The organism is Monashia sp. HAY1-11D (genome assembly GCF_056868035.1).
Genome location: NZ_CP200320.1, coordinates 2,228,047 through 2,243,348, shown reverse-complemented (window position 1 = coordinate 2,243,348; position 15,302 = coordinate 2,228,047). Strand labels below are relative to the sequence as shown.

Annotated in this window: 14 protein-coding genes; 4 read left to right on the top strand and 10 right to left on the bottom strand. The window is 72.9% G+C overall.

Features of this window, described 5'->3' with window-relative positions:
- The first annotated feature begins 53 nt into the window (after positions 1–53).
- On the top strand, positions 54–794 hold the full coding sequence (locus AC1VM9_RS10350; protein ID WP_483122557.1) for a TetR/AcrR family transcriptional regulator: 741 nt from the start codon (positions 54–56) through the stop codon (positions 792–794).
- A gap of 179 nt (positions 795–973) precedes the next feature.
- On the top strand, positions 974–2,836 hold the full coding sequence (locus AC1VM9_RS10345) for an acyl-CoA dehydrogenase (RefSeq protein ID WP_483122556.1): 1,863 nt from the start codon (positions 974–976) through the stop codon (positions 2,834–2,836).
- A gap of 93 nt (positions 2,837–2,929) precedes the next feature.
- Here the strand turns inward: AC1VM9_RS10345 and AC1VM9_RS10340 are convergent, their stop codons facing one another.
- The 9 genes from AC1VM9_RS10340 to AC1VM9_RS10300 form a co-directional block, all read right to left on the bottom strand.
- Positions 2,930–3,562 (bottom strand): CGNR zinc finger domain-containing protein, encoded by a 633-nt coding sequence (locus tag AC1VM9_RS10340; RefSeq protein ID WP_483122555.1) that lies wholly within the window; start codon positions 3,560–3,562, stop codon positions 2,930–2,932.
- A 271-nt stretch (positions 3,563–3,833) separates the two neighbouring features.
- A complete protein-coding gene (locus AC1VM9_RS10335; RefSeq protein ID WP_483122553.1) occupies positions 3,834–5,333 on the bottom strand; it encodes an acyltransferase family protein in 1,500 nt (499 codons plus the stop codon).
- A 171-nt stretch (positions 5,334–5,504) separates the two neighbouring features.
- Positions 5,505–5,795, bottom strand: coding sequence for a DUF6458 family protein (locus tag AC1VM9_RS10330; protein WP_481340652.1), 291 nt, complete (start codon positions 5,793–5,795; stop codon positions 5,505–5,507).
- 113 nt (positions 5,796–5,908) lie between these two features.
- On the bottom strand, positions 5,909–6,814 hold the full coding sequence (locus AC1VM9_RS10325; RefSeq protein ID WP_483122552.1) for a hypothetical protein: 906 nt from the start codon (positions 6,812–6,814) through the stop codon (positions 5,909–5,911).
- A 100-nt stretch (positions 6,815–6,914) separates the two neighbouring features.
- A complete protein-coding gene (locus tag AC1VM9_RS10320; RefSeq protein ID WP_483122550.1) occupies positions 6,915–8,786 on the bottom strand; it encodes an NHL domain-containing thioredoxin family protein in 1,872 nt (623 codons plus the stop codon).
- A gap of 158 nt (positions 8,787–8,944) precedes the next feature.
- A complete protein-coding gene (locus AC1VM9_RS10315; RefSeq protein WP_483122549.1) occupies positions 8,945–9,748 on the bottom strand; it encodes a carbon-nitrogen family hydrolase in 804 nt (267 codons plus the stop codon).
- Positions 9,749–9,758: 10 nt separating this feature from the next.
- Positions 9,759–9,989 (bottom strand): DUF6767 domain-containing protein, encoded by a 231-nt coding sequence (locus AC1VM9_RS10310; RefSeq protein ID WP_483122548.1) that lies wholly within the window; start codon positions 9,987–9,989, stop codon positions 9,759–9,761.
- A 115-nt stretch (positions 9,990–10,104) separates the two neighbouring features.
- Positions 10,105–10,905 carry a cytochrome c oxidase assembly protein gene (locus tag AC1VM9_RS10305; protein WP_483122546.1) on the bottom strand — a complete coding sequence of 267 codons (801 nt, stop codon included), beginning with the start codon at positions 10,903–10,905 and terminating at the stop codon, positions 10,105–10,107.
- Positions 10,803–12,164 carry a copper resistance D family protein gene (locus AC1VM9_RS10300; RefSeq protein ID WP_483122545.1) on the bottom strand — a complete coding sequence of 454 codons (1,362 nt, stop codon included), beginning with the start codon at positions 12,162–12,164 and terminating at the stop codon, positions 10,803–10,805. Before AC1VM9_RS10300 ends, AC1VM9_RS10305 begins: the two co-directional genes overlap by 103 nt.
- A 26-nt stretch (positions 12,165–12,190) precedes the next feature.
- Between AC1VM9_RS10300 and AC1VM9_RS10295 the strand changes: the two genes are divergently transcribed.
- Together AC1VM9_RS10295 and AC1VM9_RS10290 are read left to right on the top strand one after the other, a co-directional pair.
- On the top strand, positions 12,191–13,051 hold the full coding sequence (locus tag AC1VM9_RS10295) for a maleylpyruvate isomerase family mycothiol-dependent enzyme (RefSeq protein ID WP_481340658.1): 861 nt from the start codon (positions 12,191–12,193) through the stop codon (positions 13,049–13,051).
- Positions 13,052–13,383: 332 nt separating this feature from the next.
- The gene (locus AC1VM9_RS10290) at positions 13,384–14,172 is read left to right on the top strand and encodes a sigma-70 family RNA polymerase sigma factor (protein WP_481340659.1); all 789 of its coding nucleotides are present in this window, start codon (positions 13,384–13,386) and stop codon (positions 14,170–14,172) included.
- A 170-nt stretch (positions 14,173–14,342) separates the two neighbouring features.
- Here AC1VM9_RS10290 and AC1VM9_RS10285 read toward each other — a convergent pair whose 3' ends face one another.
- Positions 14,343–15,158 (bottom strand): ANTAR domain-containing protein, encoded by an 816-nt coding sequence (locus AC1VM9_RS10285; protein WP_481340660.1) that lies wholly within the window; start codon positions 15,156–15,158, stop codon positions 14,343–14,345.
- Between the last annotated feature and the right edge of the window lie 144 nt (positions 15,159–15,302).

The following is a 15,302-nucleotide window of genomic DNA, read 5'->3' as shown; positions in this document are numbered from 1 at the left end:
ATGGCTCTGGCTAGTGAACGTTGTTAACGGATGCGATCAACTATAGTTCTCCTGTGCCGGACGTCGTCAAGACCGAGTCCACCCGCCGTGAGCGGCTGTTCGCAGCCACCCAGGCCGAGCTGAGCGAGGCAGCCCGCGAGCTGCTCGTCCAGGGCGGCGTCGAGGCGGTCACCGTGCGCGCCGTCGCCGAGCGGGTCGGCATGACGGCCCCGGCGATCTACCGCTACTTCGAGTCGCGCGAGGCCCTGCTCGCGCGCGTCTGCGTCGACCTCTACAGCCAGCTGGGCGCCCACCTCTACGCGGTCCGCGACGAGAAGCAGGGGGCGAGCGCCGCCGACCGGCTCGCCCACACGGCCCGAGCGTTCCGACGCTGGGCCCTCGACCACGTGCCCGAGTTCTCGCTCCTCTTCGGCGCCCCCATCCCGGGCGTCGTCGTCGACCACGAGGACAAGCACGGTGCCGCCGACGGCGGCCAGAGCTTCGCGCTCGTGTGGCTCGAGGTCTTCGCCGAGATCGAGGGCGAGGGCCACGGCATCCGGTGGAGCCGCCCGATCCCCGAGCGGATCCGCGCCCAGCTGGACGAGTTCTCCCACGGAGCCGGGCTGCCCATCGACACCAACGCGGCGATGCTCTACGTCTACTGCTGGCAGAGTCTCTACGGCGCCGTCGCCACGGAGGCGTTCGGTCACCTGCGATGGGCCGTCGACGACGCCGAGGAGCTCTTCGAGGGACGCCTGGCCGAGCTTCTCGTCCTCCTCGGCCTCGCGGGTCGCGAGGAGGCGGGCGCGCCCTGACCGACGCCCCGTCGGGCGCGCCTCCCCTTGCGTGCATTACCGGTCGGTAGCATGATGGAGGTGACCGGCCAGTAACTTGGTGGCGCCCGCCGATGGACGCTTCGCCACCGGGTGGCCGTCCACACACGGCTCCAGGGGACCGTCCGGCGGTCCCAGCGACAAGAACGGTGGAGAAGCCCATGGGCCACTACAAGAGCAACGTGCGCGACCTCGAGTTCAACCTCTTCGAGGTCTTCGGCCGCGGCGAGATCCTCGGTCAGGGCCTCTACGCCGACCTCGACGTCGACGCCGCCAAGGACATCCTCCGCGAGGTCTCGCGCCTCGCCGAGCACGAGCTGGCCGACAGCCTGCTGGACTCCGACCGCAACCCGCCCGTCTACGACCAGGCCACCAGGACCGTCGCGATGCCGGACTCGTTCCGCAAGAGCTTCCGCGCGTACGTCGACGGGGACTGGGGCAACCTCGACGTGCCCGCCGAGCTGGGGGGCATGGTCGTGCCGGCGTCACTGCGCTGGTCCGTGGCCGAGATGGTCTGTGGTGCCAACCCGGCCATCCACATGTACACGGCCAGCTACTCGTTCGCGAACCTGCTCTGGCACCTCGGCACCGACGACCAGAAGAAGCTCGCCAAGCACATCGTGGACAAGGCGTGGCACACGACGATGGTCCTCACCGAGCCCGACGCCGGCTCCGACGTCGGCGCGGGACGAACGAGGGCGATCCAGCAGCCCGACGGCACCTGGCACATCGAGGGCGTCAAGCGCTTCATCACCAGTGCCGAGAGCGACCTCGTCGACAACGTCGTGCACTTCGTCCTCGCCCGCCCCGAAGGCGCCGGCCCGGGCACCAAGGGCCTGTCGCTGTTCATCGTCCCGAAGTTCCACGTCGACCTCGAGACCGGCGAGCTCGGCGAACGCAACGGCGCGTACGTCACCAACGTCGAGCACAAGATGGGCCTCAAGGTGTCGACGACGTGCGAGGTGACGTTCGGCGACGCCGAGCCCGCGGTGGGCACCCTCCTCGGCGACGTCCACGACGGCATCGCCCAGATGTTCAAGGTCATCGAGAACGCCCGGATGTTCGTGGGCACCAAGGCGATCGCGACGCTGTCGACCGGCTACCTCAACGCGCTCGAGTACGCCAAGGAGCGGGTCCAGGGCGCCGACCTGACCCAGATGACCGACAAGTCCGCCCCTCGCGTCACCATCACCCACCACCCCGACGTGCGTCGCTCGCTCATGCTGCAGAAGGCGTACGCCGAGGGCCTGCGCGCTCTCGTCGTCTACACCGCCACCCAGCAGGACACCGTCAACCAGGCTCAGCACGGCAACCCCGCCGCGGCGGTCGAGAAGGGCTCCGAGGCCGACCTGGCCAGCCGCGTCAGTGACCTGCTCCTGCCGCTCGTCAAGGGTCTGGGCTCCGAGCGCGCGTGGGTGCTGCTCGGCACCGAGTCGCTGCAGACACTGGGCGGCTCGGGCTTCCTGCAGGACTACCCGATCGAGCAGTACGTCCGCGACGCGAAGATCGACACGCTCTACGAGGGCACGACCGCGATCCAGGGCCTCGACTTCTTCTTCCGCAAGATCGTCCGCGACAAGGGCCAGGCCCTGCAGCACGTCGCCGGCCAGATCCAGGAGTTCGCCAAGGACCTCGGCGGCTCGCTCGACGCCGAGCGCGAGCTGCTGGGCAAGGCGCTCGAGGACGTCCAGGGCATCCTCGGCCACATGATCGACGACCTCGTGAAGAGTGACCCGCGCACGGGCGGCGAGGTGACCAACCTCTACAAGGTCGGTCAGAACACGACGCGCCTGCTGCTGGCGGCCGGCGACCTCGTCGTCGGCTGGCTGCTCCTGCGCCAGGCCGAGGTCGCGCAGCGGGCCCTCGACGGCGGCGCCACCGGCAAGGACGCCGACTTCTACACCGGCAAGGTGGCCGCGGCCTCGTTCTACGCCAAGAACGTCCTGCCGAAGATCGCCGCCGAGCGTGCCATCGCCGAGGCCACCGACAACGACCTCATGGAGATCCCTGAGTCCGCGTTCTGACGAACCCTGCGCGGAAAGGGTCCGGACGCGGCCGACCCGTCCGAGCCCCCGCCGGTCACCGGCGGGGGCTCGTGTCGTCCGCGGCCGGGTGCCTCAGCGTCGGTCCGCTGCGCCGGCGCGGGCCGACGCGTGCCGCTCGGCGTAGGCGCGTGCCTTGGCCCGGTTTCCGCAGACGGCCATGATGCACCAGCGCCGTCGGCCCGTCGGGTTGAGGAAGAGCCAGCCACACCCCTCGCCGGGGCACGCCGACACGGCGACGGACCCGTCCGCCGTGAGGAGGTCGGCCGCACTCAGGGCTGCGGCGTAGAGCGGCTCGTGCAGCCCGGCGTCGCGCGTGAACGCCCAGCGCACCCCGGCCGCCGTGCGCTCCAGGGCCTGGCACTGGCGTGCCTCAACCGCGAGACCGCCCAAGCGACCCAGCGCAGCCGGGCCGGCCCCTCCGAGGACGAGGTCGTGGACGTCGGTGCGCAGCCGGTGCACCTCACGAAGGATCGCCCTGGCCCGGCTCGGGTGCGCCGCTGCGGCCCGCCGGAGACGGACCGTCGTCACCTCGTCGACGAGCCCGACCTCGCGGGCCCACACGGCGAGGTCGTCGTAGGAGGTGAGGTACTCCCCGCGGCGCCCGGTCGGCAGGTCCCAGCCGGCGCTCGTGTTGCACAGCTCGAGCGCCGGGTGGCCGGCGACCTGCGTCGGCAGCTCCCGGTCGTCGACGACGTACTTGAACACGACGGCAGTCTGACGCGTCGCGGCACGGCACGCCAACCGGTCTCAGGGGTACGACCGGTTAACAGCCGTCTTGCGGTCAGCGCGGGCGGATGCCCGAGGAACGCGCGTCTCCCCCAGACGTGCGCGCCGGCCGCACGAGTGGGCACTGCTCGACGCACCCGTGGCGGATGCCCGCACTCCTGGGGCGGCGGGCCTGCACGCATTGGGCGCAGGTTCACGAGGAGACGGACCGTCTCTGTCGTCGCCACCATCGCTCGTGCCGCGGCGGATGTCACACGGGCGCCGTGGGTACCTCGACGGGACTCGGGTGCTCATGGCGCGAACGACGGTGCGGCACGCGCCGGTGGCCGGCGCCGCTCGCGGGCATCGTGGCCGCGAGGAGGCCTGTGCCGCAGAGCAGTACGGCGAACGCGACGGCCGGCGCGAGGTCCCCGACGAGGAAGAAGACGGGCCGGTTGCCGAGGATGTCGACCCCGACGACCGACACCATGAGGATGCCGAGGAACACGACGAAGGCCGCGACCGCGGCGAGGATGTCCGGCCACCGACGTGCCTCCGCGGCAGCCGCGTCGCTCCCACCGGGTGACCGAGGACCGTGGTCGAACCGCAGGAAGGCGGCGACGAGCGCGGCGGTCACGGCAGCGAGCACGACGAACAGCACGGGACGCGTCAGCCACCACGACACCGATGCGACCGCCGGCTGCCTGATGCCGACCGCACGGAGCGTGAGCAGCGTGACCATGAGCGCCGTGAGGTGCCAGAGGAACGCGGTCATGGCGAACCGGCCGACGACGGCGACGCCCTTCCAGACAGCCGGCCGCGCCAGCGCTCGGTCCGCGAGCGGGCGGACCGCGGCGACCAGGCCGCAGATGCCGATGCCCTGCGCGAGGAGGGCGACCGTCGGCGGGGCCATGTTCGAGACGGCCTCTCCCGGCAGCCCGACCATCGACACCGGGTACGGCCCGAACCCGACGAGCAGGGCCATCGCCGCGTAGCCGCCGACGGCCATCACGGCGGCGACGCGCGGCGTGAGCCGCCCATCACGCCAGAGGAACCCGAGCTGGTGAAGGGCCAGCCACACGAGCGCGAACTGGAGATTCCCCACGAGCGCCGGGCCGCCGCCGAACCGCACGGCATCGACGAAACAGGCCGCCGCGACGAGAGCGACGACGACCCGGACCCCGAACCGCAGGTGCAGTCGTCGCAGGAGTGGCGCGAAGGCGCAGACCCCGAGGTAGATGCCGACGAACCACAGCAGCTGTGGCACGAGGACGAGCGCGTCACGCGCGAGCCGAGCCCGGTCGGAGGGGCCGGAGGTCACGCCCGACAGGTGGGCCGCGACGCCGCCCGCGACCCAGACCACGAGGAAGGCAGCCGTCGGACGCAGCAGGCGCGTCGTGCGGGACCGCACGAACGCGGCGTATCGGCCCCGCGGCGCCGGCCATCGGCGCTCGAGCGACTCGAGGGCGTGGGCGTGCGCCACGCCGCCGACGAGGAAGAACAACGGCATGACCTGGAGCACCCAGGTGAGCGGCTGGAGCGCGGGCACCGCGACGAGCGCGTTGGAGATGTGGCCGTCGGCCGTGATGTCGACCATCAGCCAGTGCCCGAGCATGACGACGACGAGCGAACCGGCACGCAGCGTGTCGGCCCAACGGTCCCGGTTCGAGGGTGTCGCTGCGTCGACCTCGGCGGCGGTCGGTCCGGGCGAGCGCGAGTCCCGGGCGCGCGGTCGCGGGCTGCGCGAGGTCCGCGGGGAGGTCGTCGTCACCTCGTCATGACAGCACGACCGGCGACCCGAGCGGATGGGTTCACGTGCTCAGGTCGCCGGTCGGAGGGTGTGGGCGCCGGAGGGGTTTCCGGCGCGTGGGCGCGTCAGCCCTGGGGCGGCGTCGTCGTCCCTGGGGGTGTCTGGCGTCGGCTTGTGGAGTCGGCCGCCGGCTCAGTAGCCGTCGTCGCGACGCTCGACGCGGCGCTCGACGACCTCGTCGGTGTCACGGTGCTCGACGACGTCCGGGCCGCCCCGGCGCTCGGTGACGACCGTGTGCTGGGTGCGCGTCCGCTGGGCGTTCATGATGAGGCCGAGGATGATCGCGAGCGCGCCCGCGACCATGAGGATGATGCCGACCGTGTTTCCCGTGCCGCTGCTCATGTTGAGAACGTCGGAGTCGAGGTTGGTGAAGTAGAAGATCGCACCGACCACGAGAAGGAAGATCCCGAGTCCGATACCCATCTGCACTCCTTCGTCGGAGCGCGCCCTGCTGGCACGCCTCTCGCAGGCCCCATACCCCACGGTCTGCGTTTCCGCACGGCCCCGCCGCCGCCGCTGGCGCCCGGTCCCGGCCCTCAGTACTGCTGACGGGTGCGACGGGCCTGACCCACGCGGCCACCGATGGCCGCGACGAGGAGCAGGACCACTGCGACACCGAGCGCCGCCCCGAGCTCGACGTAGAGGCCCCTGGCGGCCAGGCCGTAGGCCGCGTCGGCCACCGTGCGCGCCACGGCGGGCGCGACGGCCGGATCGACGCGGTCGATGAGCGGGCCGCGGGCCATCATGACGGCCAGGATGCCGAGGAGTGACACCACACCCCAGCCGACCGCGAGCCACGCTGCCGCACGGGCGTGCCGCACCGCGACGACGATGGCGAGCAGCCCGAGGACGGCGACGGCGAGCGGACCCCACGTCCCCCAGGTCGATGTCAGCCGGTAGAGCCGCTGGGCCGTCGCGAGCTGGGCCTCCTCGACGAGGGGGACGCGGATCGTCGGCTTGAGCGCCGCCGCGACGTCGGCGGCACCGGCCTGCTGGAGGGCCGACGTGACGCCGGGCAGGGGCACCTGCAGGACGAGGGAGACCCGGCCGTCGGCATCGACGGGAGTGTGGGCCCGGCCCTGCATGATCGCGACGAACCGCTGGTGCGCCTGGCGGATCGACGCCGTCCACGCTCGCTCGACCGTGCGGCTCGCGACGATCCTCGTCGCCTCGCTCCGGATGACCGGCTCCAGAGCGCGCTCGGCCACCGGTTGCAGCTCGATGGCGTCGAGCACTCCCGTCGTCAGGGTGTCCGCGAGGGTCTCCTGCACCTTGGGCTGGGTGACGACGGGCCCGAGCTCGCGGGCGAAGGCGTCGGTGTCGGTGAGCGTCGTGGAGGCCCAGAAGGCGACGAGCGCGACCGGCAGCAGCACGACGGCGAGCAGCCCGAGCAGAGTCGCGATGAGCGACCTGAAGAACCCGCCTGAGGACGATGTGGGCACGGAACCCCTTGTCTCGTAGGGCGACTCACGCGTCGCAGTGGAACGTGTCTCCGGACCGAGGGAGTCCAGCTGTCGGTCGCCGGCCCTCCCCACAGATGGGCTACACCCCGCGAAGGTCGAGGTCCAGTCTGGCAGGTGCGTTCGCATCGAACACCACCGGAATGCCCCAGTCCTGCTGGAACAGGTGGCAGGCAGCGTGCTCGGGCACCTCGCCGGTGTCGGGGTCCCCGTCACATGCGGCGGCCTGGACCGACACGTGGAGCGTGCCGGACCCGACGCCGTCCCGGAGCACGAGGGTGCGGGTCAGTCCCGGCGTCCGGCCGGCACCGTCGACGAGGAGCGCGTCCGGGGTCGCGGACACGTCCAGACGCGTCGGGTCGCCCCACCGGAGGTCGAGCTTCTGCCCCGTGGGTGGCACGAAGCTCACCTCGAGGTGCACCTCGCCCGCGGGCAGTGCGGTCGGCGGGCGCTGCGTGCGGTGCGCCGGGCCCTGCACCTGCTGCGCCTCCGCCGGAAGCGGCACGCGGACGAGCCGGTGCGCCGCCGACTCCACGACGACCAGACGCGTCGCGCCGGTGGCGGGGTCGACCTCGACCACGGCGTCGCTCGGCTCGGCGAGGCCCTGGGTGAGCGTCGACACCTGACGCGTCGCCGGGTCGAAGCGGCGGACCGCGCCGTTGTAGGTGTCGCTGACGGCGACCGAGCCGTCGGGCAGCTCGGTGACTCCCAGGGGGTGCTGCAGCAGCGCCTCGGAGGCGTCGCCGTCGCGGTGCCCGAAGTCGAACAGCCCCGTTCCGACGTGCGTCTCGACGGTAAGGGACCCGTCCGCGGCACGCGCCACCGAGCGCAGGGCCGACGTCTCGGAGTCGGCGACCCAGAGCCGCGCCCCGTCGGCGGACGTGGCGAGGCCGGAGGGCTGGGCGAACCAGGCCTCGGGCGCGGGTCCGTCGACGAGACCCTCGTTCGACGTGCCGCCGAGCACCTCGACGGTGCCCTCCTCCACGGTGTCGCCGGGGGTCCACGCCCACAGCTGGTGCGTGCCGGCCATCGCGATGACGACGCGTCCCTCGAACCACGCGAGGTCCCACGGGGTCGACAGTGCCTGCCCGAGGGCGGGGCCGCCGCCGGTGCGCTCGCGCAGCTGGTGGCCGGTGCCGGCGAGGGTGACGACCGCGCCGTCCGCGACGCGGATCCCCTTGAGCGCGTGGCCTACCGAGTCGGCGACAAGAAGGTCGACCCCGAGGCGGTCGCGGACCTCGGGAGTGGCGAGCAGGACACCCTGCGGCTCGGCCAGCACACCGGGACCACCCCAGCGGGCCCGCTCGGTCTCGAGGTCCGGCTCGAGGTGCACGACGGCGTGGCCGGCGGTGTCGGACACGACGAAGGAGCCGTCCGCCAGCGCGACCGCCTTGCCGGGGAAGCGCAGCGCGGTGTCGGGCGGCGGCGGGACCACGTACGGGTCGTCACCGGGCTGGAGCGTGCCCTTGGCGCGATGCTCCTCGACGAGCTCACCGACGAGGGCCGCCAGCCCCGGGCCGTGGCCCTCCCCCGACATCGAGGCGACGACGAAGCCCTCCGGGTCGATGACGACGAGCGTCGGCCAGGCCCGCGCCGTGTAGGCGTCCCATGTCGTCAGCTCGGGATCGTCGAGGACGGGGTGGTGCACGGCGTACCGCTCGACGGCGGCGGCGAGCGCGTCCGGGTCGGCCTCGTGCTCGAACTTCGGCGAGTGGACCCCGACGATCGTCAGGGCGTCCGGGTACTGCTCCTCGACCGGACGCAGCTCGTCGAGGACGTGGAGGCAGTTGACGCAGCAGAAGGTCCAGAAGTCGAGGACGACGACCCGCCCGCGGAGGTCGCCCAGGGACAGGCTCCGCCCGCCGGTGTTGAGCCAGCCGCGACCGACGAACTCCGGGGCGCGGACCTTGACGCGGGCTCGAGGAGAGGCGGAGGAGGTGGGGACGGTGCTCACCCCAGCGACGATACGTCGGGCCGGTCGGCCTTCCCCGGGCGGTCCGGGAACGGGCCACGAGTGCGGTGTTCCGTCAGGAGTGCGCGCTGCACGGCCCACTCCTGGAGCAAGCGCGGCTGCCTGCGGCCAACGTGCACGCCCACGTGCGCCGCGTCGGGTCAGAGGCGGCGGTCGGCGAGGACCGGGAAGTCCTCCCGCCACTGCCGCACGGCGTCGATGTCGACCTCGACGCTGAGGACCTCCTCGCCCGCACCGGCCTCGGCGAGGACCCGGCCGGTGGCGTCGACGGCCTGCGAGCGACCCCCCATCTCGTGACCGGCATGGGTCCCTGCGGTGTTGCACTGGAGCACGGCGCACTGGTCCTCGACGGCGCGGGCCCGCCCGAGCAGCATCCAGTGGTCGACGCGTCGCATCGGCCAGGCGGCGGGCACGACGAACGCGAGCGCACCGTCACCGACGAGGCGACGGTAGAGCTCGGGAAAGCGCAGGTCGTAGCACGTGGACAGGCCGACCGGCACCTCCTCGCCGCCCGCGACGGGGACGGGGACGACGACGAGGTCGGCGCCGGCATCCATGAGCCGCGGCTCGCCGTCACCGAAGCCGAACCGGTGGACCTTGCGGTACGTCGCGGCGAGCTCGCCCTGCGGCGAGAAGACGAGGCTGGTGTTCCAGACCCCGTGGTCCCCCTCGGCGAGGGGCTGGCCGCGTTCGACGATCGACCCGCCGTGCAGGGTCACGCCGGCGTCGCGGGCGGCGTCCGCGAGGGCGGTCGCGACGGGGCCGTCGACCGGCTCGGCCCGCTCGTCCCAGTGCCGGTAGTCGAAACCGCCGGCCGGCCAGAGCTCGGGCAGCACGACGAGGTCGTGGCCCTCCTGCTCGCGGACGAGACGCGCGACGCGCGCGGTGCGGTCGGCGACGGACTCGTCGTCACCGTAGGCGAGCTGGATGAGGGCGACCTTCATGGGTCCACTCTCACACGTCGGTCCGGGGCGTGGCCCCTCCGCTGTCCCGGGCGCGCACCCGCTCGGCCCGGCGCGCCACCGCGAGACCGGACCGGCGGCGGGCGAGGTCCTCGCGCAGCTCGGGGTCGTCCTGCACCAGCCACACGAGCCCGCAGTCCTGCGGGCCGGTGGCGCCGGGGACGCAGAGCGTGCACGGCTCGCCGAGGCGAATCGGGCACTGTGGCACGGGGACTCGGGCCATCTCGACTCCTTCCTACCTCATACTACATGACGTAGTAGAGACCGGTGTCCCAGGACGCGACGCGTGGGGGCCGCCGCCGGTCCGAGCCGACCGGACGGGTGTCCTCGACTCCCGCTCAGCGCGGCGTGTGCTCGTCGCGGCGGGCCAGCTCGGCGAGCCGCTCGTTGTACGCGGCCAGCTCGGCGTCGCCGTCCCGGTCGGCCCGTCGGTCGCGACGCGTGGACTCCGCCTTGTCGGACCGGAACCACTGGGCCGCAACGACGAGGGCGAGCACGAGGCTGGGCAGCTCGCCGATGGCCCAGGCGACGCCGCCGCCGAAGCGCTGGTCCGCGAGCGGGTCGGGCACCCACGGGAGGCGGATCGTCGTGAAGAAGTCCGCGCCGAGCAGGGTCGTGCCGGTGATCATGGCGACACCGAAGAAGGCGTGCGCCGCGATCGTCGCGAAGAGGACGATGAGCCGCAGGGCGGGGCTCCACCGCTTCGGCCCCGGGTCGACGCCGATGAGAACCCACGCGAAGAGGTACCCGGCGAGCACGAAGTGGGCGGTCATGAGCAGGTGCCCCGTGTGGGTCGTCAGGGCCAGCTCGAACAGGCCGGTCCAGTAGAAGACGACGAGGCTGAAGAAGAAGAAGGCCGCCGCGAAGACGGGGTTGCCGACGACCTTGAGGACCGGCGAGTGCACGAGGCCGAGGACGAGCTCGCGCGGGCCGAGGGTGCCGTCGCGGCGCGGCCGCAGGCTGCGCAGCGCCAAGGTCACGGGGGCCCCGAGCACGAGGAAGATCGGCACGACCATCGCCTCGATCATGTGCAGCGTCATGTGCCACGAGAACGAGACGCGGCCGTAGATGCCGAGCACGCCGTTGGTGGCGTAGGCGAACAGGGCCCAGCCGGCGACCCACGCCACGACGCGCAGCACCGGCCAGCGGTCACCGCGACGGCGCAGCCGCACGACGCCGGCCACGTACAGCCCCAGGGCGAGCAGCGCGGTGGCGAGGAAGAGCCACTCGACCCGCCACGCCGTGACCCACGACAGCGCGGTCGGCGCGGGCGGGGGCGGGAACCCGGTGAGGACGAGGGCCATGCTGGGGTTCGGCTCGGTCTCGGGCACCGGCGGCTGGCTGCGCGCCAGGGCCGTGGCGACGCCGAACGCCAGGCCCATGACGAGCGACTCACCCACCGCCAGGCGCACGAAGAGCCGCCCGCGCGGCAGCCCCCCGACGCGCCCGCCACGGCGGCGTCGAGGCGGTCGAGCGTCACGCGCCGGTGCCAGGCCCCGGCGGCGCCGAGGACGACGAACGCGACGGTCTTGACGACCAGGAGGACGCCGTACGGGGTCGCGATGTCGGACAGGGAGCCGAGGCGCACCGACGCGTTCATGACGCCGGACACCCCGAGCGTCACGAAGCACCACAGCGCGACGGTGGAGTACCGCCGGGCGACGATGCCGACGGCGTCGCCGAGGGAGCGCCAGAGGACGAGCAGCGCGAGGAGGCCACCGACCCAGACGGCCGCGCTCAGCAGGTGCGCGGCGATGGAGTTGACCGCGGTCTCGTGATCGGCCGACCCGCCCGCGTGACCGGCCAGGCCGAGGACGAGGACCCCGAACGTGGACACGGCGGCGAGGGCCAGTGTCACGGCGCGCGAACGGGCGACGGCCGCGACCGAGGCGACGAGGAAGGCGCAGCAGGCGCTGATGACGCCGACGCGCAGCGACTCGATCGACCACACCTCGGGCAGCAGGCCGCCGAAGGCCGGGTCGGACAGCGGCACACCGGCGGCATCGGCGAGGCCGAGGACCACTCCGGCGACGCCGGCGGCGGCCCAGACGAAGGCCGCGGGCACGGCGATGCGCAGGGCGTCGGCGCGACGCGGCTCGTCGGGCGCCGCGCTGGCCGCGGAGGTGCGGCCGGGAACCATCGTCGCGCCGAGGAGCAGGGCACCCAGTGTCAACGCGGCGGCGGCGTCGTGGACGACGCGGACGAGCGGAAGGGCCCACCGGACCCCGGCGCCGGCATCGACGAGACCCCCCGGCAGCGGCGCGGCGGCGCCGGTCGAGCGGGCCGCGAGGACGGACGCCAGCAGGCCGACGACGAGCGCGCCGGCGACGGCCCACGCGGGGCGCGAGAGCCGGTCCGCGGGGGCGGGCTCGGGCGGCTCTCGGTGCACGGCGGACATGCTCCAAGGGTAAGTAGTGTGGTGACATGCCCATCCACCCGGCCGCCCCTGTCGACCGCGACGGCCTGCTCGACGCGTTCGACCAGACCGTGCTGTCGATCATCGATCTCGGGTACGCATGCCGCGACGAGGACTTCGAGCGCGACACCGAGTGCCCCGGCTGGACGGTCAAGGACCAGTTCTCGCACGTCGTGGGCGCCGAGAAAGCCTTCGCCGGCGTGCGCCGTTCGCGGGTCGACGTGCCGGACTACCCGCACATCCGCAACGACCTCGGCCGCGTCGTCGAGCAGGACGTCGAGAGCCGGCGTGCCATCTCGGGGCGTGACGTCGTCGCCGAGCTGGCGGAGTTCCACCCCGGGCGGATGGCCGCGCTGCGCGCCTCCGGAGCCGACCTCGACACCGTCATCGGCGGGTTCTTCGGCCCCGAGGCCACGTTCGGCCTGCAGCTGCGGCGGCGGATCGTCGACATGTGGTGCCACGAGCAGGACATCCGCGCCGCCCTCGACCGCCCCGGCAACCTCGACTCCCCCGCCGCCGCCGTCTTCACCGAGGAGATCCTCGACGCCCTGCCCCGCGTAGTGGCGCGGGTGGCCGACATCGAGCCGGGGCACGCCGTCGTCCTCGACGTCACCGGACCGGTGCAGGCCCGCGGTGGGGTCCGCGTGTGCACGGGCGAGGACGGGCGGCCCTTCGGCGAGGCGCTCTTCAGCGGCCAGCACCGCGCCGAGGGGGAGGAGCAGCTCGACGTCACGTCGATCCAGCTGACGACCGACGCCCTGACCCGGCGCGCCGCCGGGCGCCGTGAGGTCGACGACCTGCGCTTCTCGGTGCACGGCGACGAGGCCATCGCGCGCCGCGTCCTCCAGGCGCTCGTCCTGACGCACTGACCCACCCCGGGGCCGCCAGGGTCGCAAACGCTCGACCCGTGCCCAACGTTGGACAGGGACCTCGCGCCGGGGTGGGCGCCCGGGGAAAGCGACGCAGAACCTGGGCAGCGTCCGGACGTCCTCCGAGGGGTCTCCGACCGTTGCTCGAACGTCGGGCTGCGTTCTCGCAGTGCATGATCCGTCACGATGCCAGCTCCCGAGGGGACCCTCCGTCCGCCGCCGGACCGCAGCCGACCACCCGACCCGCCCTTGCCAAACGTTGGACAAGGGCTTAACGTCGAGGCAGCCGGTCAAGCCAGCGCCGCTTCGGGGACTTCCCATGGAGGATTGCCATGACCGACATCACGGTTGGTCCGCGCAAGGACGCACGTACGCGAGAGCTGATCACCACCTTCCGCACCTCGGACTCCGAGTCCGAGCGCAACGAGGCGCTCGAGGCCGTCACGAGGCTGCACATGCCCCTCGCCCGGTCGCTCGCCCACCGCTACTCGGGCAAGGGTCTGGACCGCGAGGACCTCGAGCAGGTCGCGTTCCTCGCCCTGCTCAAGGCGGTGCAGCGCTTCGACCTCGACAAGACCACCGAGTTCGGTGCCTACGCCACGCCCACCATCACCGGCGAGCTGCGTCGCTACTTCCGCGACTACGGCTGGCTCGTCCGGCCGCCGCGCGAGCTGCAGGAGCGTCGCCAGCTCGTCACCGACACCCGCTCGCGTCTCGAGCAGGTCCTCGGCCACGACCCCGACCCCGACGAGCTCGCCGAGGAGCTCGCCATTCCCGTCGAGTCGGTCAAGGAGGCCCAGGTCGCGGCGTCGAACCTGCGGCCCGCCTCGCTCGACGTGACGACGAGCGAGGGCGGGCGGCCGGTCCTCGACCTCCTCGACGCCCGCGGCGACCTCGGCGACGACCCGGCCCTCGACGACTCGATCGTCGTCCGGTCGGCCATCCTGCGGCTGCCCGCCCGCGAGCAGGAGATCATCGAGCGCCGCTTCGTCGACGACATGACCCAGGCCGAGATCGCCGAGTCGATGGGCCTGTCGGCCATGCAGGTCAGCCGCCTGCTGCGCCGGATCCTGGAGTCCCTGCGCCGCCAGCTCGACGCCGAAGGCGTCGCGAGCGCCTGAGAGCAGGGGGGCGGAGGCGTCCGGGCGTGGAGTTCGCGCCCTCCTGCCTCGGCACCCAGAGCGCGGGCGCCGACCCAACGGTCCCGCCCGTCGCCCACCACGGTCGACGCGTCCGGTTCGTGCGGACGCGTCGACCGGTGCGTGGCGCTCGGCGCCCGGTCCGTCGCGGGTCAGCTCTTCGGAGGCACCGGGAACTGCGACTCCTGGCCCTGGATGACCTGCGTCGCGACGTGCGCGAGCTTCATGTTGAGCTCCTGGGACGTCCGGCGCAGCAGCTCGAACGCGGCGTCGCCGCTGATGTGGTGGGCCGCCATGAGCAGGCCGACGGCCTTGCCGATCTCGCGGTTGCTGTGCAGGCCCTGACGCAGGGTCGCGGCCTCCTCCCGCGCCCGGATGGCCATGAGCGCCACCGACGCGAACGAGGCGATGACGGCACCGACGTCCGCCGACGCGCGGGTCAGGCCGCCCGGGGTGTCGGAGAAGAGGTTGAGCGCGCCGACCTTGTCGCCCTCGAGGAGCAGCCGGTACCCGATGGCCGAGCGCACCGGCGTCTCGGCGACGATCCGCTCGGTGAAGCGGGGCCAGGGCGTCGTCGCGTTCGTGAGGTCGGGGTCGTGCTGGTAGGCCTCGTCGAGGATGGCGTCGACGCACGGGCCCTCGCCGAGCTCGAGCTCGATCTGGTCGATCCGTCGGGCGATGTCGTCGGTCGAGGCCGCCGTCAGGTAGCGGTCGTGCGAGCGCATGAGCAGCGAGGCCCGGTCACAGCCGTCGACCAGACGCACGGCCGCGTGGACGAGGGCGTGGTGGATCGAGCCGGCGTCGGCCCCCGAGTAGATGAGTGCCGAGAGCCCGTGGAACGCGTCCTGGATCGTCGCGTCCTGCGCCGTCGTGGCCGTGACGGAGGCATCGGGCACGGGCAGGTCGCTCGCGGACGCGCCCGGAGTCGGTGGGTCGACGGGAACGTCGGCGAGGTCGTCGGCGGGCATGGCACTTCCTGAGGGGTCGGGATCCGTCGCACCGTGCTCCCTTTCGAACACGGCGACGGCGCAGACATCTTGGCATCTCCCCCGAGGCGCATGCACAGACAACCACATGCGGACCGCGGCCGGGCACCCGACCGGCCACCCGCC

What these genes read in the sequence shown, in the direction of transcription:
- AC1VM9_RS10295 (WP_481340658.1), top strand. Translation starts at nt 12,191, where the DNA reads ATGCCCATCCACCCGGCCGCCCCTGTCGACCGCGACGGCCTGCTCGAC.
- AC1VM9_RS10345 (WP_483122556.1), top strand. Translation starts at nt 974, where the DNA reads ATGGGCCACTACAAGAGCAACGTGCGCGACCTCGAGTTCAACCTCTTC.
- AC1VM9_RS10310 (WP_483122548.1), bottom strand. Translation starts at nt 9,989, where the DNA reads ATGGCCCGAGTCCCCGTGCCACAGTGCCCGATTCGCCTCGGCGAGCCG.
- AC1VM9_RS10315 (WP_483122549.1), bottom strand. Translation starts at nt 9,748, where the DNA reads ATGAAGGTCGCCCTCATCCAGCTCGCCTACGGTGACGACGAGTCCGTC.
- AC1VM9_RS10290 (WP_481340659.1), top strand. Translation starts at nt 13,384, where the DNA reads ATGACCGACATCACGGTTGGTCCGCGCAAGGACGCACGTACGCGAGAG.
- AC1VM9_RS10300 (WP_483122545.1), bottom strand. Translation starts at nt 12,164, where the DNA reads ATGTCCGCCGTGCACCGAGAGCCGCCCGAGCCCGCCCCCGCGGACCGG.
- AC1VM9_RS10330 (WP_481340652.1), bottom strand. Translation starts at nt 5,795, where the DNA reads ATGGGTATCGGACTCGGGATCTTCCTTCTCGTGGTCGGTGCGATCTTC.
- AC1VM9_RS10285 (WP_481340660.1), bottom strand. Translation starts at nt 15,158, where the DNA reads ATGCCCGCCGACGACCTCGCCGACGTTCCCGTCGACCCACCGACTCCG.